This window comes from Streptomyces sp. NBC_01451 (assembly GCF_036227485.1).
In the GTDB taxonomy this organism is placed as follows: Bacteria; Actinomycetota; Actinomycetes; order Streptomycetales; family Streptomycetaceae; genus Streptomyces.
In genome coordinates, this window is sequence record NZ_CP109479.1 from 7,329,447 (window position 1) to 7,354,389 (window position 24,943).

The 24,943-nt window shown below is 71.5% G+C and carries 20 protein-coding genes; 12 read left to right on the forward strand and 8 right to left on the reverse strand.

The window, feature by feature from the left end; genetic code table 11:
- The 4 genes from OG595_RS32245 to OG595_RS32260 form a co-directional block, all read right to left on the reverse strand.
- Nucleotides 1-615 (reverse strand): DUF4126 domain-containing protein, encoded by a 615-nt coding sequence (locus OG595_RS32245; protein WP_329278130.1) that lies wholly within the window; start codon nt 613-615, stop codon nt 1-3.
- 422 nt (nt 616-1,037) lie between these two features.
- The gene (locus OG595_RS32250) at nt 1,038-1,670 is read right to left on the reverse strand and encodes a TetR/AcrR family transcriptional regulator (RefSeq protein ID WP_329278132.1); all 633 of its coding nucleotides are present in this window, start codon (nt 1,668-1,670) and stop codon (nt 1,038-1,040) included.
- 44 nt (nt 1,671-1,714) lie between these two features.
- Nucleotides 1,715-3,799, reverse strand: a complete 2,085-nt coding sequence (locus OG595_RS32255; protein ID WP_329278134.1) for a YhgE/Pip domain-containing protein — start codon at nt 3,797-3,799, stop codon at nt 1,715-1,717.
- The gene (locus OG595_RS32260; protein WP_329278136.1) at nt 3,771-4,601 is read right to left on the reverse strand and encodes an ATP-binding cassette domain-containing protein; all 831 of its coding nucleotides are present in this window, start codon (nt 4,599-4,601) and stop codon (nt 3,771-3,773) included. The genes OG595_RS32255 and OG595_RS32260 overlap by 29 nt, the downstream gene beginning before the upstream one ends.
- 178 nt (nt 4,602-4,779) lie before the next feature.
- Between OG595_RS32260 and OG595_RS32265 the strand changes: the two genes are divergently transcribed.
- The 3 genes from OG595_RS32265 to OG595_RS32275 all read left to right on the forward strand — a co-directional run bounded on the left by OG595_RS32265 (nt 4,780) and on the right by OG595_RS32275 (nt 6,964).
- A complete protein-coding gene (locus tag OG595_RS32265; RefSeq protein ID WP_329278138.1) occupies nt 4,780-5,316 on the forward strand; it encodes an SAV_6107 family HEPN domain-containing protein in 537 nt (178 codons plus the stop codon).
- Nucleotides 5,317-5,450: 134 nt separating this feature from the next.
- Complete coding sequence (locus tag OG595_RS32270) at nt 5,451-6,278, forward strand: class I SAM-dependent methyltransferase (RefSeq protein ID WP_329278140.1); 828 nt, start codon at nt 5,451-5,453, stop codon at nt 6,276-6,278.
- A gap of 275 nt (nt 6,279-6,553) precedes the next feature.
- A complete protein-coding gene (locus OG595_RS32275) occupies nt 6,554-6,964 on the forward strand; it encodes a DUF3040 domain-containing protein (protein WP_329278142.1) in 411 nt (136 codons plus the stop codon).
- A 105-nt stretch (nt 6,965-7,069) separates the two neighbouring features.
- Here the strand turns inward: OG595_RS32275 and OG595_RS32280 are convergent, their stop codons facing one another.
- The 4 genes from OG595_RS32280 to OG595_RS32295 all read right to left on the reverse strand — a co-directional run bounded on the left by OG595_RS32280 (nt 7,070) and on the right by OG595_RS32295 (nt 12,657).
- Nucleotides 7,070-9,463, reverse strand: coding sequence for a transglutaminase TgpA family protein (locus OG595_RS32280; RefSeq protein ID WP_329278144.1), 2,394 nt, complete (start codon nt 9,461-9,463; stop codon nt 7,070-7,072).
- Nucleotides 9,460-10,824: a DUF58 domain-containing protein gene (locus tag OG595_RS32285; RefSeq protein WP_329278146.1), complete on the reverse strand. Its 1,365-nt coding sequence runs from the start codon at nt 10,822-10,824 to the stop codon at nt 9,460-9,462. Before OG595_RS32285 ends, OG595_RS32280 begins: the two co-directional genes overlap by 4 nt.
- Nucleotides 10,821-11,858: an AAA family ATPase gene (locus OG595_RS32290; RefSeq protein WP_329278148.1), complete on the reverse strand. Its 1,038-nt coding sequence runs from the start codon at nt 11,856-11,858 to the stop codon at nt 10,821-10,823. The genes OG595_RS32285 and OG595_RS32290 overlap by 4 nt, the downstream gene beginning before the upstream one ends.
- A gap of 250 nt (nt 11,859-12,108) precedes the next feature.
- Nucleotides 12,109-12,657: a beta-class carbonic anhydrase gene (locus tag OG595_RS32295; RefSeq protein ID WP_329278149.1), complete on the reverse strand. Its 549-nt coding sequence runs from the start codon at nt 12,655-12,657 to the stop codon at nt 12,109-12,111.
- Nucleotides 12,658-13,047: 390 nt separating this feature from the next.
- Between OG595_RS32295 and rsmH the strand changes: the two genes are divergently transcribed.
- The 9 genes from rsmH to murG all read left to right on the forward strand — a co-directional run bounded on the left by rsmH (nt 13,048) and on the right by murG (nt 24,920).
- On the forward strand, nt 13,048-14,004 hold the full coding sequence (gene rsmH, locus OG595_RS32300; protein WP_329278151.1) for a 16S rRNA (cytosine(1402)-N(4))-methyltransferase RsmH: 957 nt from the start codon (nt 13,048-13,050) through the stop codon (nt 14,002-14,004).
- Nucleotides 14,005-14,101: 97 nt separating this feature from the next.
- Nucleotides 14,102-14,665, forward strand: coding sequence for a septum formation initiator family protein (locus OG595_RS32305; protein WP_329278153.1), 564 nt, complete (start codon nt 14,102-14,104; stop codon nt 14,663-14,665).
- 5 nt (nt 14,666-14,670) lie between these two features.
- Nucleotides 14,671-16,623: a peptidoglycan D,D-transpeptidase FtsI family protein gene (locus tag OG595_RS32310; protein ID WP_329278155.1), complete on the forward strand. Its 1,953-nt coding sequence runs from the start codon at nt 14,671-14,673 to the stop codon at nt 16,621-16,623.
- A gap of 186 nt (nt 16,624-16,809) precedes the next feature.
- On the forward strand, nt 16,810-18,354 hold the full coding sequence (locus OG595_RS32315) for a UDP-N-acetylmuramoyl-L-alanyl-D-glutamate--2,6-diaminopimelate ligase (protein ID WP_329283404.1): 1,545 nt from the start codon (nt 16,810-16,812) through the stop codon (nt 18,352-18,354).
- A 4-nt stretch (nt 18,355-18,358) separates the two neighbouring features.
- The gene (locus tag OG595_RS32320) at nt 18,359-19,789 is read left to right on the forward strand and encodes a UDP-N-acetylmuramoyl-tripeptide--D-alanyl-D-alanine ligase (RefSeq protein ID WP_329278157.1); all 1,431 of its coding nucleotides are present in this window, start codon (nt 18,359-18,361) and stop codon (nt 19,787-19,789) included.
- On the forward strand, nt 19,786-20,859 hold the full coding sequence (gene mraY / locus OG595_RS32325) for a phospho-N-acetylmuramoyl-pentapeptide-transferase (RefSeq protein ID WP_329278159.1): 1,074 nt from the start codon (nt 19,786-19,788) through the stop codon (nt 20,857-20,859). Before OG595_RS32320 ends, mraY begins: the two co-directional genes overlap by 4 nt.
- Entirely contained in the window at nt 20,841-22,283 is a 1,443-nt protein-coding gene (murD, locus tag OG595_RS32330) for a UDP-N-acetylmuramoyl-L-alanine--D-glutamate ligase (protein ID WP_443073238.1), read from the forward strand. The genes mraY and murD overlap by 19 nt, the downstream gene beginning before the upstream one ends.
- Before the next feature lie 168 nt (nt 22,284-22,451).
- Nucleotides 22,452-23,822, forward strand: a complete 1,371-nt coding sequence (gene ftsW, locus OG595_RS32335; RefSeq protein ID WP_329278163.1) for a putative lipid II flippase FtsW — start codon at nt 22,452-22,454, stop codon at nt 23,820-23,822.
- A gap of 6 nt (nt 23,823-23,828) precedes the next feature.
- Nucleotides 23,829-24,920, forward strand: a complete 1,092-nt coding sequence (gene murG / locus OG595_RS32340) for an undecaprenyldiphospho-muramoylpentapeptide beta-N-acetylglucosaminyltransferase (protein ID WP_329278165.1) — start codon at nt 23,829-23,831, stop codon at nt 24,918-24,920.
- Nucleotides 24,921-24,943 lie beyond the last annotated feature (23 nt).

Consider the following 24,943-nt stretch of genomic DNA (forward strand, 5'->3'; position numbering starts at 1 on the left):
TCAGCCCGGGGGCCGGCCGGACCGGGCCGTGAGCCGTTTCTCCTCGCGCCGCTGGGCCCGGCGCCGCAGGAAGCGTCTGATCCGGGAGACCAGGAAGAACAGTATGACCAGGCCGGCGAGCAGCAGCGCGCCCGCGACGATCGCCGCCGCCTCCGGGTGGAACATCGCGAACGTCACGATGCCGCCGACCCCGAGATCCTCGGCGAAGCTCAGGATCACGTTGCTGAACGGCTCCGGCGAGGTGTTGACCGCCATCCGCGTGCCGGCCTTGACCGCATGGCTGGCCAGCGCCGTCGAACCGCCGATCGCGCCCGCCGCCAGATCGGGCAGCGAACCGCTCTGCCCGGCCAGCAGCGCCCCGACGACGGCCCCGGAGACCGGCCGGATCACGGTGTGCACCGCGTCCCACACCGAGTCCACGTACGGGATCTTGTCGGCTACCGCCTCGCACAGGAACAGCACGCCCGCCACGACGAGCACCTCGGGGCGCTGCAACGACTCGGGCACCTCGTCGCTCAGCCCGGTCGCGCCGAAGACACCGAGGAGCAGCACCACCGCGTAGGCGTTGATGCCGCTGGCCCAGCCGCTGGTGAAGACCAAAGGGATTACCGACACGGACGCGATGGTAACCAGTCGGCAACGGCGCGTCCTGGGGTTGAGTGCGCAGGGCTGAGTACGCGTACCTAGGGCGAGAGATGAGTACCCGCACGGATGGGTTGCGACCTGCGGGAACGAGAGAGTGGAGCCACGGAAAAGGGCACGGCTCCGGCACCGCCGACACGGGGCGGCGGAACGGTGCCGGCGCCCTGGACCGCTCCTTCCGCCGATCCGTCGGCGGGAGCGAGGCACGGGGGGACCCGGGGGAACGACCGCACGGGGGAACACGGGGGAACGGGGAAAACGGGGGAGGGAACGGGGGAGCAGGAAGGAAGCGCCGGTTCGAGGCGGCCCGCGGGGGACGCGGCCACATCGGACCGGCGCTTTCCTGTGCGTCCGCGTCCGCGTCCGAGTCCGCGGCTGCGCCCGGACCCGTCCGCTCAGCGGTTGTTGCCGCTCACCCGTCCCTGAAGGAGCCGGGACAGCGCCGAGTGGACGTCGTCCAGGGAACGTTCCGGCTGGAAGGACTGCCAGTCCAGGGCGGCGACGAGGACCATGCCCACCAGGGCCGCCGCCGTCAGCTGGACGTCGATCTCGTCGCTGAGTTCGCCACCCGCCACCGCCTCGCGCAGGACGCCCTCGACGACCGCCACCGCCTGCTGTCTGACCACCATCAGGGTGGACTGCCAGGTCCGGTTGGTGCGCCACAGTTCGGCCACGTAGAGCTGGGTGAAGGCCGGGTAGCGGCTGATGAAGACGAGCCCGGCCCGGATCATCGCGTCCAGGGCGTCGACCTTGGTGCCGCCGTCCCGGTCGGTCCGCTCGGCCGCCTCCCGGAGGGAGGCGGTGAGGAGTTCCACGCCGTGCCGCAGCAACTCCTCGAAGAGAACCGACTTGCTCGCGAAGTTGTAGTAGACCGTGCCCTTGGCGACTCCGGCCCGCTCGGCGATCTCGTCCACCGTCGTGGCGGAGAAGCCCTGTTCCGCGATGAGCGTGACGGCGGCCTCGTAGAGCTTCTGCCGGGTGGCCTCGCGGCGCGTACTGCCGCCCGACGGGGTGCTGCTGCGTTCCATGGTCCTGATTCTCACAGGAACACGGGGCACGCGCTGACGAGACGTCACAGGCTCAACTCCGGGTGCAGCCGGTCCAGGGTCCACACCTGCCTGCGGCGGGCCGACACCGCGGTCAGCGCCAGGGCGCCGGCGGTGAACGCCACCAGCACGGCACAGGCCTGCCACACCGGGCCGAGCCCACCGCCCGTGATGAGTCTGCGCAGGGCCTCGACGACGTGGCTCATCGGCATGAAGGGGTGGATCGCGTTGAAGAAACCGGGACTGGTCTGTACGGGATAGGTGCCGCCCGCGGACGTCAACTGGAGCATCAGGAGGGCGAGTACGAGGATCCGGCCCGCCGCTCCGAAGCGCGCGTTCAGCCACTGGACGATCGCCGCGAAGCACGCCGTGACCAGGAACAGGAAGCCCACCGTCCCGGCCGCCCGGACCATCTCCAGGCCGATCGCCCAGTGCAGTACGGACATCAGGGCCACGGTCTGGAGCACGCCCAGGGCGGCCACCGGGAGCCAGCCCGCAAGTGCGATGCGCCATGCCGGGGCGCCCGCTGCCAGCGCCCGCCGGTTGAGCGGCGGGATCAGCATGTAGGCGACCATCGCGCCCACCCACAGGGACAGCGGGATGAAGTACGGGGCGAACCCGGTGCCGTAGTTGGGCGCCTTGTGCAGGTCCCTGGAGGCGAGCTGGACCGGGTCGGACATCACCTCGGTGCGCGTGTCGCGGTCCTGCCGGTCGTAGTCGGGGATCCGCCCGGCGCCGTCGTGCAGCCCGCCGGCGAGTTTCCCCGAGCCGTCGGCGAGCTTGAACATGCCCCCGGAGAGGGTGTCCGCGCCCGTCCTGAGGTCGCCGACGCCCGTGTCCAGGGTCGTCGCGCCGGCCTTGGCGGTGGAGAGCCCGGTGTGCAGCTTCCGCGCCCCCGCGGCGACCTGCGCTGCCCCGCTGTTGAGCTCGTCGACCTTCCGGACGGCGTCGTCGAGGTCCTCGGACAGGCGCGGGGCGCGGTCGGCGAGCGCCTGTGCCTGCTTCTGGAGCGCGGCGAGGTGCCGGTCGAGCCGGTCCAGGTCGCCGTTCTGGTCGGCGATCAGCGTGTTGACGTCGTCGGCGACAGTCGCCACATCGGCCGCCGCCTGCCTGGCCTTCTTCAGGTCGGCGCAGGCCGCGTCGGGCAGCACCGCGGTCTCGCAGCGTGCCCTGTAGACCCCGTTCAGGGTGTCGGAGGCCGTGTGGGCGCCCGTGGCGGCGGCCGGGGCGGCCTTCACCAGGGTGCCGAGGTTGCGCCGCACGGTTCCGGCCGAGTCGGCGACGAGCCGGGCGGCGTCCCCGATGGTCTTCTCGTTGTCCTTGAGGAAGGGCCCCAGCCGGTCCGAGACACCGTGGACCCGGTCGGCGAGCGTCTGCGTGCCCGTCGCGACCTGCCGCGAACCGTCCGCCAGGTCGGCCGCGCCCGTGTCGAGCTTCCTCAGGCCCCGGACCAGCTTGCCGCTGCCCGCCTCGGCGTCCTTCAGCCCGTCGGCGAGGTCCTTGGAGCCCTGCTCGGCCTTGCCGATGCCACCCGTGAGGGTGTCGGCGCCCTTGGCGGCCTTCACGGTCTGCCCGTGGATGTCGGAGAACGAGACGAAGATCCGGTCCAGGAACGACCGCGAGGCCTTGGTGGAGGCGGCCGTACGCACCTCGCCGAACACCGTCCGGGAGATCTGCCCGACGATGTAGTTGTTGGCGTCGTTGGTCCGCACCTGGAGCGCGCCCGTCTCCGGGGAGTCGCCCGAGCTGGACGCGATCCGCTCGCTGAAGTCGGCGGGCATGGTCAGCGACAGGTAGTACGTGCCGTCCTCGACGCCCTCCCTGGCCTCGGCCGCGGTCACCTCGTGCCACTCGAAGGTGTCGCTGTCGCGCAGCCCCTTGACGATGTCGGCCCCGGCGGCGAGCTTCTTCCCCGCGACGCTCGCGCCCCTGTCGTCGTTCACCAGCGCCACGGGGATGCGGTCGAGCCTCCCGTACGGGTCCCAGAAGGACCACAGGTACAGGGCGCCGTACAGCAGCGGCAACAGCAGGAGCGAGACCAGCGCGGCCCGCGGGAGTCTGCCCCGGCCGAAACGCCTGAGCTCAAGCGCGGCCAGTCTCGGGGAGCGCATCCACCGTCTCCTTCTCGTGAGTCCCGTGAGCCACTGTCCTGTGAGTCACTGTCCCGTCGGGCTTCTCGTCGGTCTTGTCGTCGGCCTGCTCGTCCGTCTCCTCCGCGCGCGCAGACGCCGACACGGTGACGGCACCTTCGGGAGCCTCGCTGCACACCGCCAGGACGGTCGTCCCGGCCTCGGCGACGGAGCGCAACAGGGCCCACGCCTCGGCCCGTTCGGTGTCCGACAGCTTCAGGTCGGTGTCGTCCACGCCCAGCAGCCGCGGGCCGCCGATCAGGGCCAGCGCCACGGACAGCCGCAGCTCCTCCAGCCGCTCGAGATCGCGTACTGCGGTCCGGGTTCCCTTGGGCAACGCGTCGAGGACGAGACCGGCGGCGGTCAAGGCGGCGTCGACGCGCAGTTCCGTCTCGGCCGCCCGCTCCGCCCGTGGCCGCAGCAGCCCGCGCAGGGAGCCGCCGAACCGGCGCTCCAGCAGGGCCCGTTCCCGCAGGTGCTCCCCGACGGTCAGGGCGGGGTCCAGGTCGGTGACGCCGGGGACGTGCGCGAGCGCGCTCACGCGACGCACCGCCGCCGGCTGCTCGGGCAGGTTCCACCCGCCGACCGCGGCCGACCCCTCGGTGGCCTTCATCCGGCCCGTGAGCGCGAGCAGGAGGCAGGTGCGTCCGGAACCGGACGGCCCCTCCACCGCGATCAGCGAGCCGGGCTCCGCGTCGAAGGACACCTCGCGGAATGCCCAGCCGCGAGGCCCCTTGAGCCCGAAGGCCCGGGTGGTCAACCCGAGCCCGTGCGGACCGTCCACAGTTCCCGCCCCCTCGTCGCCAACTTTTGCACTGACTGGTCAGTGCAAAAACTAGCCCGAACCTTCGATCGAAGCAAAAGGCCAGGTCAGAACGGATTGTCAGTGGCATACCGCACGATGGGCACATACGGCACCTCCCGTCGGGGCGTGCCGTCACACAGACGACAGGAGGTTCGTCATGGCCAGCTCGAACGCAGCCGCCGCCCGTCGGCGCCGCGCCCCCGGCCCTGCCCCCTCACCGACCGGTCCGGCGGCCGACGTGCACCCCGTGCTCCGCCGGGCCACGGCCCCGCCCGCAGCCCTCGACCTGCTTGCCCAGGCCCGCGCCGGCCTCGACGAGGCAGCCGTCCTGGAGACCGCGAACGACCGGTACGCCACCGCCCACCTCGCCGCCCTGCGCACCGCCGCCGCGGTGCTCGCCGCCCGGGGGCGCCCCGAACCCACCCCCAGGCGACGGGCACGCATCCGCAGCGCGTGGGAGGTGCTCCCCGAGATCGCGCCCGAACTCGCCGAGTGGAGCCTGCTGTTCGCCTCCGGAGCCCGCCGCCGGGCCCGCGCCGAGGCCGGCATCCAGGGCGCCGCCAGCAGTCGCGACGCCGACGACCTGATACGCGACGTGGCGATGTTCCTGCGCCTCGTCGAGCGGATGCTCGTCCTCCAGCCGGTGCTCCCACAACCGCGCCAGGACCCGGACACGCCCCCGGACGCGGGCTGAGACGGATGACCGGCTCCGTCACGGGAGGCAATAAAGTGGGGAGGCCACGTCTTTCCGCAGCCCACCGGGGCCGGAAAGGCACCCCGTTCGCTCCGCCGCGCAAGAGGCGGTGCCGCGCCGAGGAGTCACCAGCCGTGCCGGACCCCATGCGCCCACCTGTCTCCCCCCACCACCCTCGACCGACGTCGCCCCACGCCGACCCCCCTCGCCTCCGCTCGTCCCTGCGTACCGCAGTGGTCTGGGATGTCGTCTCGGACGCCCTGGAGCGCCGCGTCAAAGCCACGGGGCGCGAAGCGCTGGACGTCCTCGACACCGGTGGCGGCAGTGGCAACTTCGCGGTGCCCGTCGCCCGCCTCGGCCACCACGTCACCGTCGTCGACCCGAGCCCCAACGCGCTGTTCGCGCTGGAGCGCCGGGCCGCCGAGGCCGGCGTCGCCGACCGTGTCCGGGGCGTCCAGGGCGACGCGCACGGCCTCTTCGACGTGGTCGAACGAGGTGGCTACGACGCGGTGCTCTGCCACGGCGTCCTGGAGTACGTGGACGACCCCGCCGAGGGCGTCCGCAACGTGGTGGCCGCCCTGCGCTCCGAGGGCGTCCTCAGCCTGCTCGCCGCCGGACTCGGCGGCGCCGTGCTCGCGCGGGCCCTCGCCGGGCACTTCAAGGAGGCCAAGCGGGCGCTCGACGACCCGAACGGCCGCTGGGGCGAGAGCGACCCCGTTCCCCACCGGTTCACCGCGGGACAGCTCACCGCGCTCGTCGAGGGCGCGGGCCTGCGCGTGGGCGCCGTGCACGGCGTGCGGATCTTCGCCGACCTGGTCCCCGGTGTCCTCGTGGACACCGAGCCGGGCGCCCTGGACGCGCTGCTGAAACTGGAGGCCGCGGCGGCCGAGCAGGCCGCGTTCCACTCCGTGGCCACCCAGCTTCATGTGCTCGGTGAGACTCCGGGTGCCGCCGAGGTCTGAGTCACCTCCGGTGGCGGACCGCTGATCAGGGGCTCGGCCGCAGATGGAGTACGCCACAGGCCCCCCGATCGGCCGCCCGGAGCCGTATGATCGAGGGAGACCGCTCTGCATGACGGGCCGGTTGCTGGGGAATGAACGCCTCAGTGAACCGGACGGCCATGGCGGATTCCGGTTGTCAATTGGCGTAGAGGGGCGGGTTTCACGGGGGCGATTCCCTGCCTATCCTGAAGGGGACCCCCGGTCGCCCCGGCGACTGCACGAATGAGGAGGACTCCGTGCCGCTCTCGGAGCACGAGCAGCGAATGCTCGAGCAGATGGAGCGAGCGCTGTACGCCGAAGATCCCAAGTTCGCGACAGCGCTTGAAGGAAGCGGGCTGCGCACGTACACCCGGCGACGGGTCTACCAGGCGGTCGCGGGCTTCCTCGTAGGTATCGCGCTCCTCATGGCCGGAATGGTCGCAGTACAGATCTGGCTGAGCGTGGTGGGATTCCTCGTCATGCTGGGCTGTGCGGTACTGGCCGTGACGGGCTGGCGAAAGGCCCCCAAGCCGGGTGAACAGCCCGCCGCGGGTGCCGCCCCCGGAGCTCCGCACGCTCGCCGACAGGGCCGGCAGCGACGCTCCATGATGGATCGCATCGAGGAGCGCTGGCAGCGCCGCCGCGATGAACAGCAGGGTGGTCAGTAGCCCGTCGGGCCGCAGTTCCCCGCGTGGTGACCGCAGGACGTGAAACGCCGGTGGCCCGGAACCCCCAGGGGTTCCGGGCCACCGGCATGTCCGGCTGTCGTGCCGTCAGCTGTGCTGGCCCCACGGCTTGCGCAGGGCCGGCCGGGCCGCCAGAGCGCGCGCGCTGAGCGTGGCCCAGCGTGCCGACAGCGCCCACACCACACGGACGGTCGAACGCGGGACGAACATCGCACGCAGCTTCGTGCCTCGGCCCGCCATGGTGCGCAGGGCCTCGGTCACCCGGCGCACGTCCTCCGCGAGCCCAGCCGTCGGACGCGGACTGGGCGCGTACAGGACCTGCTCCACGGCGTCCGCCACCCGGTGCACGGCGTCCGCCGCCCGCGGGTCGAGACGGCCGAGACGCACGATCCGGGCAGCCGCCTTGCGGGGTGTCTGGGACTCCTCCGGACCGATGCCGAAGTCCCAGGCGGTGTCGGCCAGTTCCTGCCAGGCAGACAGCGCGTGGACTGTCGCGTCGGCGTCCGCACGGCCGTGCTGCCCGAGCCGTACGGCCCGGATCCGCAGCCGCCACAGCATCGGCAGCAGCAGGAGCGCCAGCAGGGCGAGTACGCCCAGCGTCCAGGCCAGGCCCTTGACCGACCACCAGCCGCTGTCGTCGTTCCGGCCCAGCGCGGCCTGCGCGGACTCGCTCGCGCACCCGCCGTCCAGCCGCCGCTGCGCCGCCGTGCAGGTCTCGCTCGCCGAAGCGGAGTCGGAGGGCGCGACGGAGGCGTTCTGGGACGGCAGGTCCGGGTTCGGGACCTCGCCGCCCGGCGCCTGGGACTGCGTGTACTCGGGCACCGAACCACGGGTCGGGGTCGGCTCGAAACGGGTCCAGCCGACGCCCTCGAAGTACAGCTCCGGCCAGGCGTGCGCGTCACGCAGCCCCACCGAGACCGTGCCGTCCGGCTGCGGGGTGCCCGGCGCGAAGCCCACCGCGACCCGGGCCGGAATGCCCAGCGTGCGGGCCATCGAGGCCATCGCGAAGGAGAAGTGGACGCAGAAGCCCTCCTTGTCCCTCAGGAACCGCGCGATCGCGTTGGAACCGCTGCCGACCTGAACCTGCGTGTCGTACCGGAAGCCGCCGCTCACCGCGAAGTAGTCCTGGAGCTTGACCGCCCGCTCGTAGTCGTTGGCCGAACCGGCGGTGACCTCCCGCGCGGTGCGCGCCACGATCGCCGGCAGCGACTCCGGGACCTGCGTGAACTCACGCACCAGTGCCGGGTCCGGTTGCGGAGCCTCGGCCAGCTGCTCCGCGGTCGGCTGCACGTCCAGGCTCGTCACCGTGTACCGCGCGCCGCGCGTGTTCTGGCCGTGGTCACCGACGAGGGTGCGGCCCACCGGCTCGAAGCGCCAGCTGCCGTCGATCTTCACACCGGTCGCGGGGTACGGCATCGGCAGCCAGTCCTGGGCGTACCAGTCCGCCGCCGCGATGGTGGTCGTGATCTCGGTGCGCCGCACGTCAGCCCGCAGACCCAGCGGGTTCGGGAACGACTTCGGTACGTCCTCGATGTGCCGTTGGGACGGCTTCCACGCGGTGCCGTCGAAGGAGTCGAGCGAGACGATCCGCAGATACAGGTCCTGGGTGTCCTCGCTGCTGTTGCGCACGGACATGACCTGGCGGTCCTCGTCCACGTTCAGACTGTCGCGCAGCGACACCAGCGGATTCACGGCGGAGATCGTGCCGCCGCCTCCGCTGCCCGAGCCGACCCCGTTGCCCGCGGCGCTCAACAGCCCGCCGTCGAGCGAGGGCAGCGCCAGCGGTACGAACAGAGCCACGACCAGCGCGACCGAGCCGGTCCGCCACCCCGTGCGTACGGGGGCGACCGCGCCGCCGGCCGACTGGTCGCCCGGGGCGCGCGGACCGCCGCCGAAGACCCGGCCCCACTGGGAGAGCCGGTCCCGGCCCTCGGCCAGGAGAAGCATCAGATAGCCCACCGCGGCCAGCAGGAACCACACCCAGCCGCCGCTGCCGTCGGAGAGCCCGGCGGCGACCGAGTACAGCGCGAGCAGCGGCAGACCGGCCGGAGCCGCGCTGCGGAACGTCACCGCGAGGGTGTCCACCGCGAGCCCGATCAGCAGCGCGCCGCCGACCAGCATCAGCCGTATGCCGTCGGAGAGCGGCGCCGGGATCGCGTACCGCCCCACGTCGTCCGTGCCGGTCTGGAGCAGCGTGCCGAACCGCTGGAAGGTGTCGGGGCCGGGAATCAGACCGAAGAACGCCTGCTCCCGGGCGAAGACCAGGGTCAGCAGGACGAGGGTGACGAGCAGCTGTGCGGCCACCGTCAGCGGCCAGGCCAGCGGCACCCGCCGGGCGCCCGCGCCGACGATCGTCTGTATGCCCAGCAGGACGGCCGCCTGGAGCAGCCAGACCGGGCTGTCGACCAGCGGCAGCAGGGCGCACGCCGTCAGGATGGTGGCCACCCAGGCGCACAGCGCCAGTCGTGCGCGCCCGCTCATGACCGTCCCTCCCCGCCGCTGAGGGCACCGAGACCGGAACGTTCCCGGTCCGCCTGGCGCCACAGCTCGCTCAGCGGGGCCCCTCGGGGCACCCGCACCGCCGTCCAGCCCGCCTCGCGCAGCATGCGCAGCGACTCCTCGCCCGGGTCCTCGGGACCCGGCACATCGTGGGGTTCCCGCACCCAGGTCTCACTGTCCAGCACGAAGGCGACCGCCCCGCCGCTGCGCCGCCGCATCTTGGCGGCCACCGCCGCCTGCTCCTCGTCGAGGTCGCCGAAGAACGCCATCAGCAGCCCCTCGCCGCCGCCGCGAAGCACGTCGTACGCACGGGAGATGTCCGTGCCGTCCGAGTGGTCGATCACCGCGAGCGTGTCCATCATCAGTCCGGCCGCGTCCGCCGACCCCTGGCTGGCGCCCGCGAAACCCTCGGCGCCCTCGCCGGGCACGGAGTTGCCCGTGTCCGTCAGCAGCCGTACGGAGAAGCCCCGTTCGAGCATGTGGACCAGGACCGACGCCGCGCCCGACACCGCCCACTCGAAGGCGGAGTCCGGGCCCGCGCCCAGGTAGGCGATGCCCCGGGTGTCGAGGAGCACCGTGCAGCGGGCCCGCTGCGGCTGTTCCTCGCGGCGGACCATCAGCTCGCCGTAGCGGGCGGTGGAACGCCAGTGCACGCGGCGCAGGTCGTCGCCGTAGCGGTACCCGCGCGGGATCACGTCGTCGTCGCCGGCCAGCGCCAGCGAGCGGTTCCGTCCCTCGCCGTACCCCTTGGCCTCGCCGGTCAGCCGCACCGGCGGCAGCGCGTCCACGCGCGGGATCACCGTCAGGGTGTCGTACGTCGAGAAGGAGCGGGTGAGCTCGCACATGCCGAACGGGTCGGTCAGCCGCAGCTGGAGCGGGCCCAGCGGATAGCGGCCCCGCAGGTCGGAGCGGACACGGTAGGACACCTCGCGGCGCCCGCCCGCCTCCACCCGGTCCAGGACGAACCGGGGGCGCGGACCGAGCACGTAGGGCACCCGGTCCTGGAGCATCAGCAGGCCCGTGGGCAGCCGCGAGACGTTGTCCATCCGGAGATGGACGCGGGCCTCGGCGGCGGCGGGCACGCGCGCGGGGGAGAGCCGGCGGCTGCCGGCCACCCGGTAGCGCGTGCGGTACAGGACGGTCGCGCAGACCAGTGGCAGTGCGGAGAGCAGCAGGCCCACCCGGAGCAGATCGCTCTGCCCCAGGACGTACGCGCAGATGGCTGCGGCGACCCCGGCGGCCAGGAAGGAGCGCCCGCGGGTGGTGAGGCCGGCCAGCGCCGTGCGCACCCCGCCCTTGTCGCCCTGCTCGTCCTCCGGGTGTCCGGGCGCCCCTGCGCTCATCCAAGCCTCCGGGGCGGCTGGCCGAAGTCGGGCGCGGAGCGGCCCATGCCGAAGCCGCTCTGCTGCTGGGGCGTCGCGGGCACCGGAGTGCGCTGGAGGATCTCCTGGACGACCTGCTCGGAGGTGCGGCGGTTCAGCTGGGCCTGGGCGGTGGGCAGCAGCCGGTGGGACAGGACGGCCACGGCGAGCGCCTGGATGTCGTCCGGCAGCGCGTACTCCCGGCCGCTCAGGGCGGCGGACGCCTTCGCGGCGCGCAGCAGGTGCAGCGTGGCGCGCGGCGAGGCGCCGAGTCTGAGGTCGGGGTGCGTGCGCGTGGCGCCGACCAGGTCCACCGCGTACCGCCGGACCGAGTCCGCGACGTGGACGTTGCGGACGGCCTCGACGAGTTTCACGATGTCGTGCGCGTGGGCCACCGGCTGGAGGTCGTCCAGCGGTGAGACACCGCCGTGCACGTCCAGCATCTGCAGCTCGGCCTCCGGGCTCGGGTAGCCGATGGAGACACGGGCCATGAAGCGGTCGCGCTGGGCCTCGGGGAGCGGGTAGGTGCCCTCCATCTCGACCGGGTTCTGGGTGGCCACCACCATGAAGGGGCTGGGCAGTTCGTAGGTCTGCCCGTCGATGGTGACCTGACGCTCCTCCATGGACTCCAGGAGCGCGGACTGGGTCTTCGGCGACGCGCGGTTGATCTCGTCGCCGATCACGATCTGCGCGAAGATCGCCCCCGGTTTGAACTCGAAGTCGCGGCGCTGCTGGTCCCAGATGGACACACCCGTGATGTCCGAGGGCAGCAGGTCCGGCGTGAACTGAATGCGCCGCACGGAACAGTCGATGGACTTGGCCAGCGTCTTCGCCAGCATGGTCTTGCCGACGCCGGGAACATCCTCGATCAGAAGATGCCCCTCGGCGAGCAGCACGGTCAGCGAAAGCCGTACGACCTCAGGCTTGCCCTCGATCACTCCCTCCACCGAACTGCGGACTCGCTCCGCGGTGGCGGTCAGATCAGTGAGGCTCGCTCGATCGTCATAGGTCGTCACACGGCCCTCCTAGGCCCGTTCTTTCTCCGGGCCGACGCTCTGCGATGAGGACCGGCCCACCCCGAAACACGGACACCACGCGGGGAAAGCCCCGCGTGACGCCACACCCGCATTCTTGTTGCCGTTACCGGTTCGTGTCACTCGCCTGTGGATAACTGGCAGGGGTATGTCTGATTTTCAGGCCTTTTCGGCCCTGAAGTGAAGGGTAAATTTCGTAGAGACATACGTACGGATGCGCGGTCCGGTTCGGTTACGCGGGATCGATCTCGCGCAGCAGGCCCGACTTCACGTCGAACACGAAGCCGCGGACGTCGTCGGTGTGCAGCAGGAACGGGTTGGTGCGCACGCGCTGCATCGACTGGCGTACGTCCTGGTCGACGTCCCGGAAGGCCTCCACGGACCAGGCGGGGCGCTGGCCGACCTCGGCCTCCAGCTCCTGCCGGAAGTCCTCCGTGAGGGACTCCAGGCCGCAGCCGGTGTGGTGGATGAGGATGACGCTGCGCGTGCCGAGCGCCCGCTGGCTGATGGTCAGGGAGCGGATCACGTCATCGGTGACGGCGCCGCCCGCGTTGCGGATGGTGTGGCAGTCGCCGAGCTCCAGGCCGAGTGCGGCATGCAGGTCGAGGCGGGCGTCCATGCAGGCCACGACCGCTACCTGGAGTACCGGGCGGGCGTCCATCCCGGGGTCGGTGAAGGCGGCCGCGTACTGTCCGTTGGCCTCGACGAGACGGTCGATGACGGTGTTGTCGGTGGCTATGGCGCCTTCGGGTCCGGTGGGAACTGATGCGGAAGTCGTCATAAGCATGACGGTACTGGTCACGCCCGTTGCGGGCCCGCTGTGAGAGGGGACAAAGAACATCAATGAGCGTTGTTGTGAGGTAACCCACACGGGTGGTGCGAGTGTGCCCGTTCGAGTGATTGTGGGTGATTCGCGGCTTGCCGGGACGGGGCGCACCACGCGCGGGCCGGTTGATTGACCGCGCGACACCGTGGACTAAAGTGACGCGAAGCGGGAGCCGAGACTCCCTGCTGGATTGATTGATCCCCCGCGTGCGCGGCGCGTACGTACGGCTCGGCCTCCTCCCGCTCCCGGTCGGCTGACGCTTCCGGCGCCGGCAGGCCTCCCCTTCTCCGAGCGGTCGGGGACCCGGCGGTGCGTAAGGCACCGTGCCGGACCTGAGAGGGCCCCTTGAGCAACAGTCGACATGTCCCGGTGATGCTCCAGCGGTGCCTGGACTTGTTGGCACCCGCACTGGAGCGGCCCGGGGCGGTCGTCGTCGACTGCACCCTCGGGCTCGGCGGCCACAGTGAGGCACTGCTCGCCCGTTTCCCCGAGGCCCGGCTCGTCGCCCTCGACCGCGACAAGGAGGCGCTGCGCCTCTCCGGGGAGCGGCTCGCACCCTTCGGCGAGCGGGCGGACCTGGTGCACGCGGTGTACGACGAACTGCCCGGCGTACTCGACCGGCTGGGCCTGTCGAAGGTCGACGGTGTCCTCTTCGACCTCGGTGTCTCCTCCATGCAACTCGACGAGGCCGACCGGGGGTTCGCCTACGCCCAGGACGCGCCGCTCGACATGCGCATGGACCAGACGACCGGCATCAGCGCCGCCGAGGTCCTCAACACCTACCCGCCGGGCGAACTCGTCCGGATCCTCCGGGCGTACGGCGAGGAGAAGCAGGCCAAGCGGATCGTCTCCGCGGTCGTGCGTGAGCGCGGCAAGGAGCCGTTCGACAACAGCGCCCGGCTCGTCGAACTGATCCGCGACTCGTTGCCGCAGGCCGCCAAGCGCACCGGCGGCAACCCCGCCAAGCGGACCTTCCAGGCGCTGCGCATCGAGGTCAACGGTGAACTCACCGTGCTGGAACGGGCGATCCCGGCCGCGGTGAAGGCGCTCGCGGTCGGCGGCCGGATCGCCGTCCTGTCGTACCACTCGCTCGAAGACCGGCTGGTGAAGCAGGTGTTCGCGGCCGGTGCCGCCAATACCGCGCCTCCCGGACTGCCGGTCGTGCCCGAGCGATACCAGCCCCGGCTCAAGCTGCTCACCCGTGGTGCCGAACTTCCCACCGAGGAAGAGATCGCCGAGAACCGGCGAGCCGCCCCCGCGCGACTGCGCGGGGCCCAGCGCATCAGGGAGGACGCCGAGTGAGGCGTACGGAGGGAACCGCGGGTGAGCAGGAAACCCGCACTCGCCGCGCGGGCGAGCGGGCAGACGCGTGGGAGGACCCGACTCGTGGGGAGGGCTGATGAGTAGGAATCCCGAACTGAAGGGCCGGGCCGCCCGGTTGGCCCGGCTCTTCCCCACGGGGCCGGGCCAGGCCGCCCGTACCCCCTTCGTCCTGCTCGTCGTCTTCCTGCTGGGCGGCGGTCTCATCGCGCTCCTCGTGCTGAACTCCGCGCTCAGCGAGGGCGGGTTCCGCCTCGACGACCTGCAGAAGGACACCAAGAGCCTCACCGACGAGGAACAGGCGCTCCAGCGGGACGTGGACGCCTACGCCGCACCCGACGCCCTCCAGCGCCGGGCCAGGGAACTCGGCATGGTGCCCGGCGGTGACCCGGCCTTCCTCGACCCCGACGGCACCGTCAGGGGTGTTCCGGGGGCCGCGGAGCCGGCGGCGCTGCGGATCCCGGCGGTGATCCCGCCCGAGGCGAACGTCCTGGAGCCCACGCCGACGCCCACCGCCACCCCCACGGCTACGCCTGAGGCGACCCCCACGCCCACGCCGGCCCTCTCCGCTCCGGCGTCCCCGGAGCGGACCCCGGCAGCCGATCCCACCCCCACCCTCCCCTCCACGACCCCCGGCAGGTGACGGAAGTGTCCGACAGGGAACCGCCGCGCCGTCGCGTGCCCGCCCCGGCCAGGTCGGCCCGCCCCGGCGCCCCCCGGCGCCCGGGCCCCGGCGCCCGCCCCGCCCGCCGCCCCGCCCCCAACCGGCCCGCCGGGCCCAAGGTCATCCGGCTCGGCAGCCCCCGGCCCCGGCTGCGCATGGTCAGCCTCGCGCTGGCCCTGGTGATGATCGCCTTTGTCGTACGACTGCTCCAGGTGCAGGCCGTCGACGCGAGCGAGTACGCCGCCAAGGCCGAGCAGAACCGGTACGTCGGCCGCACCCTGGCCGCCGAACGCGGCGAGATCACCGACCGCAACGGCGTCGAACTGGCGACCAGCGTGGACGCGTACGACATCACCGCCGACCCGTCGATGTTCACGCCGAAGAGCACGAAACTGGGCGACGCCCCCGAGCAGGCCGCCGCTCTCCTCGCGCCGATCCTCGGGCAGGACGCGGACGGCATCGCCGAGAAGCTGAAGACGCCGGACACGCGCTACACGCTGCTCGCGCACCGCCAGACCCCCCAGGTGTGGACGCAGATCAAGGACCTGAAGTCCACCCTGGCCGCCAAGTCCGGAACCGACCCGGACACCGTCAACGTCCTCGCCGGTGTGCTGGCCGTGCCCGCCAGCAAGCGCGTCTATCCGAACGGCGGACTCGCCGCCGGACTGCTGGGCTGGGTCAGCGCCGACGGCAAGGGCGGCGGCGGCCTCGAACAGCAGCTGAACGGCGAACTGGCCGGGCAGGACGGCGAGATCCGCTACGCACAGTCAGGAGGACGGCAGGTGCCCACCGCCGACTCCACCGAGACGCCCGCTGTGCCCGGTTCCGACATCGAACTGACCATCGACCGCGACATCCAGTGGGCCGCGCAGAACGCCATCACCGAGCAGGTCAAGAAGTCGAAGGCGGACCGCGGGTACGTGATAGTGCAGGACACCCGGACCGGCCAGATCCTGGCCATGGCCAACTCGCCCGGCTTCGACCCCAACGACCTCACCAGGGCGAACCCGAACGCGCTCGGCAACGCGGCCCTCCAGGACGCCTACGAGCCCGGTTCCACAGCCAAGGTCATGTCGATGGCCGCCGTACTGGAGGAGAACGTCGCCACCCCCGCGACCCATGTCGTCGTGCCCAACCGGCTGCACCGGGGCGACCGGCTCTTCAAGGACGACATCGACCACCCGACCTGGTACCTCACCCTCAACGGCGTGCTCGCCAAGTCCAGCAACATCGGCACCATCCTCGCCACCGGGCAGCTCGGCAGGACCCAGGCGCAGTCCAACCAGGTCCTCTACTCCTATCTGCGCAAGTTCGGCCTCGGCAGCTACAGCGGGCTCGACTTCCCCGGTGAGACCAAGGGCATCCTCGCGCCGCCCGGCGACTGGTCGACCTCGCAGCAGTTCACGATTCCTTTCGGCCAGGGCGTCTCCCTCAACGCGATGCAGGCAGCCTCCGTCTACTCGACGATCGCCAACGGCGGCGTCCGCGTGGAGCCGACCCTGATCCGGGGCACCAAGGGCGCCGACGGCCGGTTCACGCCCGCCGCCGAACCGAAGAAGACCCGGGTCGTCAGTGCGAAGACGGCGAAGACCCTCGCCAAGATGCTGGAGTCCGTCGTGGACGACGAGGAGGGCACCGGCGCCAAGGCGCGCATTCCCGGCTACCGGGTGGCGGGCAAGACGGGTACGGCCAACCGTGTGGATCCGGCCACCGGCCGCTACCACGGCTACACGTCGTCTTTCGCCGGGTTCGCGCCCGCCGACAACCCCCGCATCACCGTCTACTGCGCCATCCAGAACGCCACCAAGGGCAGTTACTTCGGAGGTCAGATCTGTGGCCCCATCTACAAGGAGGTCATGGAGTTCGCCCTGAAGACCCTTCAGGTGCCGCCCACCGGGGCCAGGGCCGCGAATCTCCCCGTGGCCTTCACACCCTGATCAGCACGGAAACCAGCCAGGAAACAGCTCGTGAACACGATCTCTCCCGACTCGCCCGACCCGGGGCACGGCGCCCCGGCGCACGCCCCGGCCGCGCCCTCACTTCGCTCGTCCGGGGGTGCGCCCGGTACGCTCACCGCCGTGCCAAACGCCGATCAGTACCAAACCACCCAGAAGGGCGTTCCTGTGACATATCCGGGACCGCCGAGGCCGGTTCACGTCTCCGCCACACCCCTCGCGGAACTGGTCGGCCAGCTGGGTGCCCCACAGCCCCCGGCCCCGCGGAACGCAGAGCAGGAGGGGATCGTCGCGGTCACGGGCATCACCCACGACTCGCGCGCCGTCCGCCCCGGCGACCTGTACGCCGCCCTCCCGGGGGCCAGGCTGCACGGCGCCGACTTCGTGACGCAGGCCGCCGGCCTCGGCGCAGCCGCCGTGCTGACCGACCCCACCGGCGCCGAACGCGCCGCCGCCACCGGGCTTCCGGTGCTGGTGGCCGACGACCCGCGCGCGCGGATGGGCGAACTGGCGGCCACCATCTACGGCCGTCCGGGGCGCGACCTGCTCCAGATCGGGATCACCGGCACCTCCGGCAAGACCACCACCGCGTACCTCGTCGAGGGCGGCCTCCGGACGGAGCGGGCCACCGGGCTGATCGGCACGGTCGAGACGCGCATCGGCGACGAGCGCATCAAGTCCGAACGCACCACTCCCGAGGCCACCGACCTCCAGGCCCTGTTCGCGGTGATGCGCGAGCGCGGGGTGGAGGCGGTCGCCATGGAGGTCTCCAGCCACGCGCTGGTCCTCGGCCGGGTCGACGGCTGCGTCTTCGACATCGCCGTCTTCAGCAACCTCAGCCCGGAACACATGGAGTTCCACTCCGGCATGGAGGACTACTTCCAGGCCAAGGCGCGGCTGTTCACTCCCGAACGCAGCAGGCTCGGGGTCGTCAACCACGACGACGCCTACGGCCGGCGGCTCGCCCGGGAGGCCACCGTCCCGGTCGTCACCTTCTCCGCCGAGGGCCACCCGGACGCCGACTGGCGTGCCGAGGACGTCCAGGTCGGCCCGATGGACTCGACGTTCACGGTGGTCGGCCCCAAGGACCAGCGGATCAGCGCCAGGTCGCCGCTCGCGGGCACCTTCAACGTCGCCAACACCCTCGCCGCGATCGTCGCCCTCGCCGAGGCCGGGTTCGACCCGCAGACCGCCGCCGACGGCATCGCCGCCGTACCGGGAGTGCCGGGGCGCCTGGAGCGGGTGGACGCGGGCCAGCCGTATCTCGCGGTCGTCGACTACGCGCACAAGACGGACGCCGTCGAATCGGTGCTGCGCGCGCTGCGCAAGGTCACCGAGGGCAGCCTGCACGTGGTGCTCGGCTGCGGCGGGGACCGGGACACCATCAAACGCGCCCCCATGGGCGCCGCCGTGGCCCGGCTCGCCGACACCGCCGTACTGACCTCCGACAACCCCCGCTCCGAGGACCCCCTCGCGATCCTCGCGGCCATGCTCGAAGGCGCGGCCTCCGTGCCGGCCCACGAGCGCGGCGAGGTCCAGGTGTTCGAGGACCGGGCCGCGGCCATCGCCGCCGCCGTGGCCCGCGCGCGGCCCGGGGACACCGTGCTGGTCGCGGGCAAGGGCCACGAGCAGGGCCAGGACATCGCCGGGGTGGTCCGTCCGTTCGACGACCGCCAGGTGCTTCGCGAAGCTATCCAGAAGACCCAGGGATGAACTTGTGATCGCCCTCTCTCTCGCCGAGATCGCTGAAGTCGTCGGCGGGCAGACGCACGACATACCGGATCCGTCGGTCCAGGTCACCGGACAGGTCGTCAGGGACTCCCGTGAGGTGGAGCCCGGCAGCCTCTTCGTCGCCTTCGCCGGCGAGCACGTCGACGGCCACGACTTCGCGGCCGCGGTCGTCGAGGCGGGCGCGGTCGCCGTACTGGCCTCCCGCCCGGTCGGCGTGCCCGCGGTCGTCGTGGACGACGTACAGCGGGCGCTGGGCGCCCTCGCGCGGCACGTGGTCCAGAAGCTCGGCGCCACCCTCGTGGCCCTCACCGGCTCCGCGGGCAAGACCAGCACCAAGGATCTGATCGCCCAGGTGCTCCGGCACAGGGCACCGACGGTCTTCACGCCCGGCTCGCTCAACAACGAGATCGGACTGCCGCTGACCGCGCTGAGCGCCACCGAGGAGACCAGGTTCCTGGTCCTGGAGATGGGCGCCCGCGGGATCGGTCACATCCGCTATCTGACGGAACTGACGCCCCCGCAGATCGGCCTCGTCATCAACGTGGGCACCGCCCACATCGGCGAGTTCGGCGGACGCGAGCAGATCGCACAGGCGAAGGGCGAGCTCGTCGAGGCGCTGCCCTCCGAGGCCGACGGCGGTGCCGCGATCCTCAACGCCGACGATCCCCTCGTGCGGGCCATGGCGACTCGAACAAAGGCGAAGGTGATCTTCTTCGGCGAGTCCGGCGAAGCGGACGTACGCGCCGAGAACGTGCGACTCACGGACAAGGGACAGCCTGCCTTCAGGCTCCACACACCCTCCGGTGCAAGCGACGTGACCATGCGCCTGTACGGTGAGCATCACGTGTCGAACGCGCTCGCCGCCGCCGCCGTCGCCCATGAGCTGGGCATGTCCGCAGACGAGATCGCCACCGCGCTCTCCGAGGCGGGCTCCCTCTCCCGCTGGCGGATGGAGGTCACCGAGCGCCCGGACGGCGTGACGATTGTCAACGACGCCTACAACGCGAACCCCGAGTCCATGCGAGCGGCTTTGCGCGCGCTCGCGGCCATGGGCAGGGCCTCACAGGCACAGGGGGGACGTACGTGGGCGGTGCTCGGCAAGATGGCCGAGCTCGGGGACGAGGCGCTCGCCGAGCACGACGCGGTCGGACGGCTGGCCGTCCGGCTCAATGTCGGCAAGCTCGTCGCGGTCGGGGGCAGGGAAGCGTCCTGGCTCCAACTGGGCGCATATAACGAGGGTTCGTGGGGTGAGGAGTCGGTGCACGTGTCCGACGCACAGGCGGCTGTCGACCTGTTGCGCAGCGAGTTGCGCCCGGGGGATGTCGTGCTCGTGAAGGCGTCCCGGTCGGTCGGGCTCGAACGGGTGGCGCAGGCGCTGCTCCCCGGTGCTGCCGAGGGTGAGGTTTCCGCCCGATGATGAACCAGATCCTGTTCTCGGGCGTCATCGGTATGTTCCTGACGCTGATCGGCACCCCGCTGCTGATCAAGCTGCTGGCACGGAAGGGCTACGGCCAGTACATCCGTGACGACGGCCCGCGCGAGCACCACGCCAAGCGCGGTACGCCGACCATGGGCGGTATCGCCTTCATCCTGGCGACGGTCATCGCGTACTTCCTGTCCAAGGTGATCACCGGCAAGCCGCCGACCTTCTCCGGGGTGCTGGTGCTCGGCCTGATGGCGGGTATGGGCCTGGTCGGCTTCCTGGACGACTACATCAAGATCGTCAAGCGGCGTTCGCTCGGTCTGCGGGCCAAGGCGAAGATGGCCGGCCAGCTGACCGGCGGTATCGCCTTCGCGGTGCTCTCGCTTCAGTTCGCGGACGACCGCGGCAACACGCCGGCCTCGACGAAGCTCTCCTTCGTCCAGGACTTCGGGTGGACCATCGGTCCGGTGCTGTTCGTCGTCTGGGCGCTCTTCATGATCCTCGCGATGTCGAACGGCGTGAACCTGACGGACGGTCTGGACGGCCTCGCCACCGGCGCCTCCGTCCTCGTCTTCGGCGCCTACACGTTCATCGGCGTCTGGCAGTTCCAGGAGTCCTGCGCCAACGCGGTGACCCTGACCAACCCGTCCGCCTGTTACGAGGTACGAGATCCGCTGGACCTCGCCGTCGTCTCCTCGGCGCTGATGGGTGCCTGCCTCGGCTTCCTGTGGTGGAACACGTCACCCGCCAAGATCTTCATGGGAGACACCGGTTCCCTGGCCCTGGGCGGCGCGCTCGCCGGCCTCGCGATCTGCTCCCGTACGGAACTGCTGCTGGCCCTCCTCGGCGGCCTGTTCGTCCTGATCACCATGTCGGTGGTCATCCAGGTCGGCTCGTTCCGCATGACCGGCAAGCGGGTGTTCCGAATGGCGCCGCTCCAGCACCACTTCGAACTCAAGGGGTGGTCCGAGGTCCTTGTCGTGGTCCGCTTCTGGATCATCCAGGGCATCTGCGTGATCGTCGGACTGGGCATCTTCTACGCGGGATGGGCGGCCGACAAGTGACGTCCGGTCAGGGCAGCGACTGGGAGGGCATGCGGGTCACCGTCGCCGGTCTCGGGGTGAGCGGCATCAGCGCCGCCCGCGCCCTGACCGCCCTCGGCGCCCTGGTCACCGTCGTGGACGGCGGTGACTCCGAGGCCCACCGGGAACGTGCGGCGGCCCTGGAGGGCATCGAGGTACGCCTCGGTGACGCGGAGACGCTGCCCGAGGGGACCGGACTCGTCGTCACCTCGCCGGGCTGGAAGCCGAGTTCACCGCTGTTCGCGGCGGCGGCCGAGGCGGGCGTGGACGTCGTCGGCGACGTGGAGATCGCCTGGCGGCTGCGCGGCCCGGACGCACCGCCCTGGCTCGCGGTCACCGGCACCAACGGCAAGACGACCACCACCCAGATGCTCGCCTCGATCCTGCGCGCGGCCGGCCTGCGTACGGCCGCCGTCGGCAACATCGGCACACCGATCATCGACGTCGTCCTCGGCGAGGAGCCCTACAACGATCTCGACGTCCTCGCCGTCGAACTCTCCAGCTACCAGCTGCACTGGGCGCCCTCCCTGCGCGCCCATTCCGCCGCCGTCCTCAACCTCGCCCCCGACCACCTCGACTGGCACGGCTCCATGGAGGCGTACGCCGCCGACAAGGGCCGCGTCTACGAGGGCAACCGGGTCGCCTGCGTCTACAACGTCGCCGACAAGGCGACCGAGGACATGGTGCGCGGCGCGGACGTAGAGGAGGGCTGCCGGGCCGTCGGGTTCACGCTCGGGGCGCCCGGACCGTCCCAACTCGGCGTCGTGGAGGGCATCCTGGTCGACCGCGCGTTCGTCGAGAACCGGCAGCGGAACGCCCAGGAACTGGCCGAGGTCTCGGACGTCGACCCGCCGGCCCCGCACAACATCGCCAACGCCCTTGCCGCGGCTGCCCTCGCCCGCGCCTTCGGGGTGCCCCCGAAGGCGGTCCGGGACGGCCTCCGGGCCTTCACCCCGGACGCCCACCGCATCGCGCACGTGGCCGACGTGGACGGGGTCGCCTACGTCGACGACTCCAAGGCGACCAACACCCACGCGGCAGAGGCCTCCTTGGCGGCGTACGAGTCGATCGTGTGGATCGCCGGCGGGCTCGCCAAGGGCGCGACCTTCGACGAACTGGTCGCCAGGTCGGCGAAGCGGCTTCGCGGCGTGGTGCTGATCGGCGCCGACCGTGCGCAGATCGGCGAAGCCCTCGCGCGACACGCCCCGGAAGTACCCGTCGTCGACCTCGACCGGACCGACACTGGGGCGATGCTCGCGGCTGTTCAGGAGGCCCGGCGGCTTGCCGAGGCGGGCGACACGGTGCTGCTGGCCCCGGCCTGTGCCTCCATGGACATGTTCGCCAACTACAACAAGCGCGGTGACGCGTTCGCGCAGGCCGTTCGCGAACTCGGTGCGGGGACCTGACGGTCGGTCTTCGGCCGCGGAGGGCGTCTTCGGGCGCCTGGAGGGACGCGTGAGTCGGATGTGCCGAGGTGCAGTTCGTCGGCTGACGGTCGGTGAGGGCTGGTCGCGCAGTTCCCCGCGCCCCTTCGAGGGTGCTGCGCGCCCCTCTCAGTCGTGCGGGAGGCTCTGATGCCCAGTAGTCGTACCGGTCGGGCGCCCGTGCAGGGAGCTGTGCGGGTCCGTAGGCCCGCCGCTCCCCGGCCGCCCCGTGACAACCCCGTACGCCGTCTCCACAGGCGCGTGCAGCGGGCCTGGGACCGGCCGCTGACCGCGTACTACGTGATCCTCGGGGGCTCCCTGCTGATCACGGTGCTCGGGCTGGTGATGGTCTACTCGGCCTCCCAGATCAAGGCGCTCCAGCTGTCGCTGCCCGGTTCCTACTTCTTCCGCAAGCAGTTCCTCGCGGCCACGATCGGCGGCGTGCTGCTGTTCGCCGCCGCGCGCATGCCGGTGAAGCTGCACCGGGCCCTCGCCTACCCGATCCTCGCCGGCTCGGTCTTCCTGATGATCCTGGTGCAGGTGCCCGGGATAGGGATGGCGATCAACGGCAACCAGAACTGGATCTCGCTGGGCGGCTCCTTCCAGATCCAGCCGAGTGAGTTCGGCAAGCTCGCCCTGGTGCTGTGGGGCGCCGACCTGATCGCGCGCAAGGAGGACAAGCGGCTGCTCACACAGTGGAAGCACATGCTGGTGCCGCTGGTCCCGGTGGCCTTCATGCTGCTCGGCCTGATCATGCTCGGCGGCGACATGGGGACGGCGATCATCCTCACCGCCATCCTGTTCGGGCTGCTGTGGCTGGCCGGGGCGCCCACCCGGCTGTTCGTGGGCGTGCTGTCCGTCGCCATGTTCATCGGCCTCGTCCTCATCAAGACCAGCCCCAACCGCATGGCCCGCTTCCAGTGCATCGGCGCCACCGAGCCCGGCACCGGGGCCACCTCCTGCTGGCAGGCCGTGCACGGCATCTACGCGCTCGCCTCCGGTGGCCTGTTCGGGTCGGGCCTCGGCGCGAGTGTGGAAAAATGGGGGCAACTGCCCGAAGCCCACACCGACTTCATCTTTGCCGTCACCGGTGAGGAACTGGGCCTGGCGGGGACGCTGTCGGTACTCGCCCTCTTCGCGGCCCTAGGCTATGCGGGTATCCGCGTGGCCGGACGCACGGAGGACCCCTTCGTGAGGTACGCCGCGGGAGGTGTGACCACCTGGATCACCGCTCAGGCAGTGATCAACATCGGTGCGGTGCTCGGCCTGCTGCCGATCGCCGGTGTCCCGCTCCCGCTGTTCTCCTACGGGGGCTCCGCCCTGCTGCCGACCATGTTCGCCGTCGGACTGCTGATCGCCTTCGCCCGCGACGAACCGGGTGCGCGGGCGGCGCTTTCGTTGCGGCAACCCCGCTTTGGTAGAAAGCGGGGAACCGGGGGCCCGGTGTCCGATCGGAGCCCCCGGAGATGGAACACGATGAGACGGCGTGCCTCGGCGGCGCGTTCGTCCGGAGAGCGGTGAATTTCGGTGCATGTCGTACTCGCCGGTGGGGGGACCGCCGGTCACATCGAGCCCGCGCTCGCCCTCGCGGACGCCCTGCGCAGGGCTGATCCCACAGTGGGGATCACGGCCCTGGGCACGGAACGCGGTCTGGAGACCCGGCTCGTCCCCGAGCGGGGCTATGACCTGGCGCTGATCCCAGCGGTCCCGCTGCCGCGCAAGCCCACCCCGGAACTGATCACCGTCCCCGGTCGGCTGCGCGGCACGATCAAGGCCGCCGAGCAGATCCTGGAGCGCACCAAGGCGGACTGTGTCGTCGGCTTCGGCGGCTATGTGGCCCTGCCCGGCTACCTCGCCGCCAAGCGCCTGGGCGTGCCGATCGTCGTCCACGAGGCCAACGCCCGCCCGGGCCTCGCCAACAAGATCGGCTCGCGGTACGCCGCCCAGGTCGCCGTCTCCACCCCCGACAGCAAGCTCCGCGACGCCCGCTACATCGGCATCCCGCTGCGCCGCTCGATCGCCACCCTCGACCGGGCCGCCGTGCGCCCCGAGGCGCGGGCCGCGTTCGGGCTCGACCCGAGCCTGCCGACGCTGCTGGTCTCGGGCGGCTCGCAGGGCGCCCGGCACCTCAACGAGGTGATCGAGCGGGTCGCGCCGTACCTCCAGCAGGCCGGCATCCAGGTGCTGCACGCGGTCGGCCCGAAGAACGAACTGCCGCAGGTGCACCAGATGCCGGGGATGCCCCCCTACATCCCGGTACCGTACGTGGACCGGATGGACCTCGCGTACGCCGCGGCCGACATGATGCTCTGCCGCGCGGGTGCGATGACCGTCGCCGAACTCTCCGCCGTCGGACTCCCGGCCGCCTACGTCCCACTGCCCATCGGCAACGGCGAACAGCGGCTGAACGCCCAGCCGGTGGTCAAGGCCGGCGGCGGACTCCTGGTCGACGACGCGGAACTGACGCCCGAGTGGGTCCAGCGCCAGGTCCTGCCCGTGCTCGCCGACCCGCACCGGCTGTACGAGATGTCCCGCGCCGCCAGCGAGTTCGGCCGCCGGGACGCCGACGAGCTGCTCGTCGGCATGGTGTACGAGGCGATCGCCTCGCGCCACCGCTAGGCGACGAGGGAAGGCAGGACAGG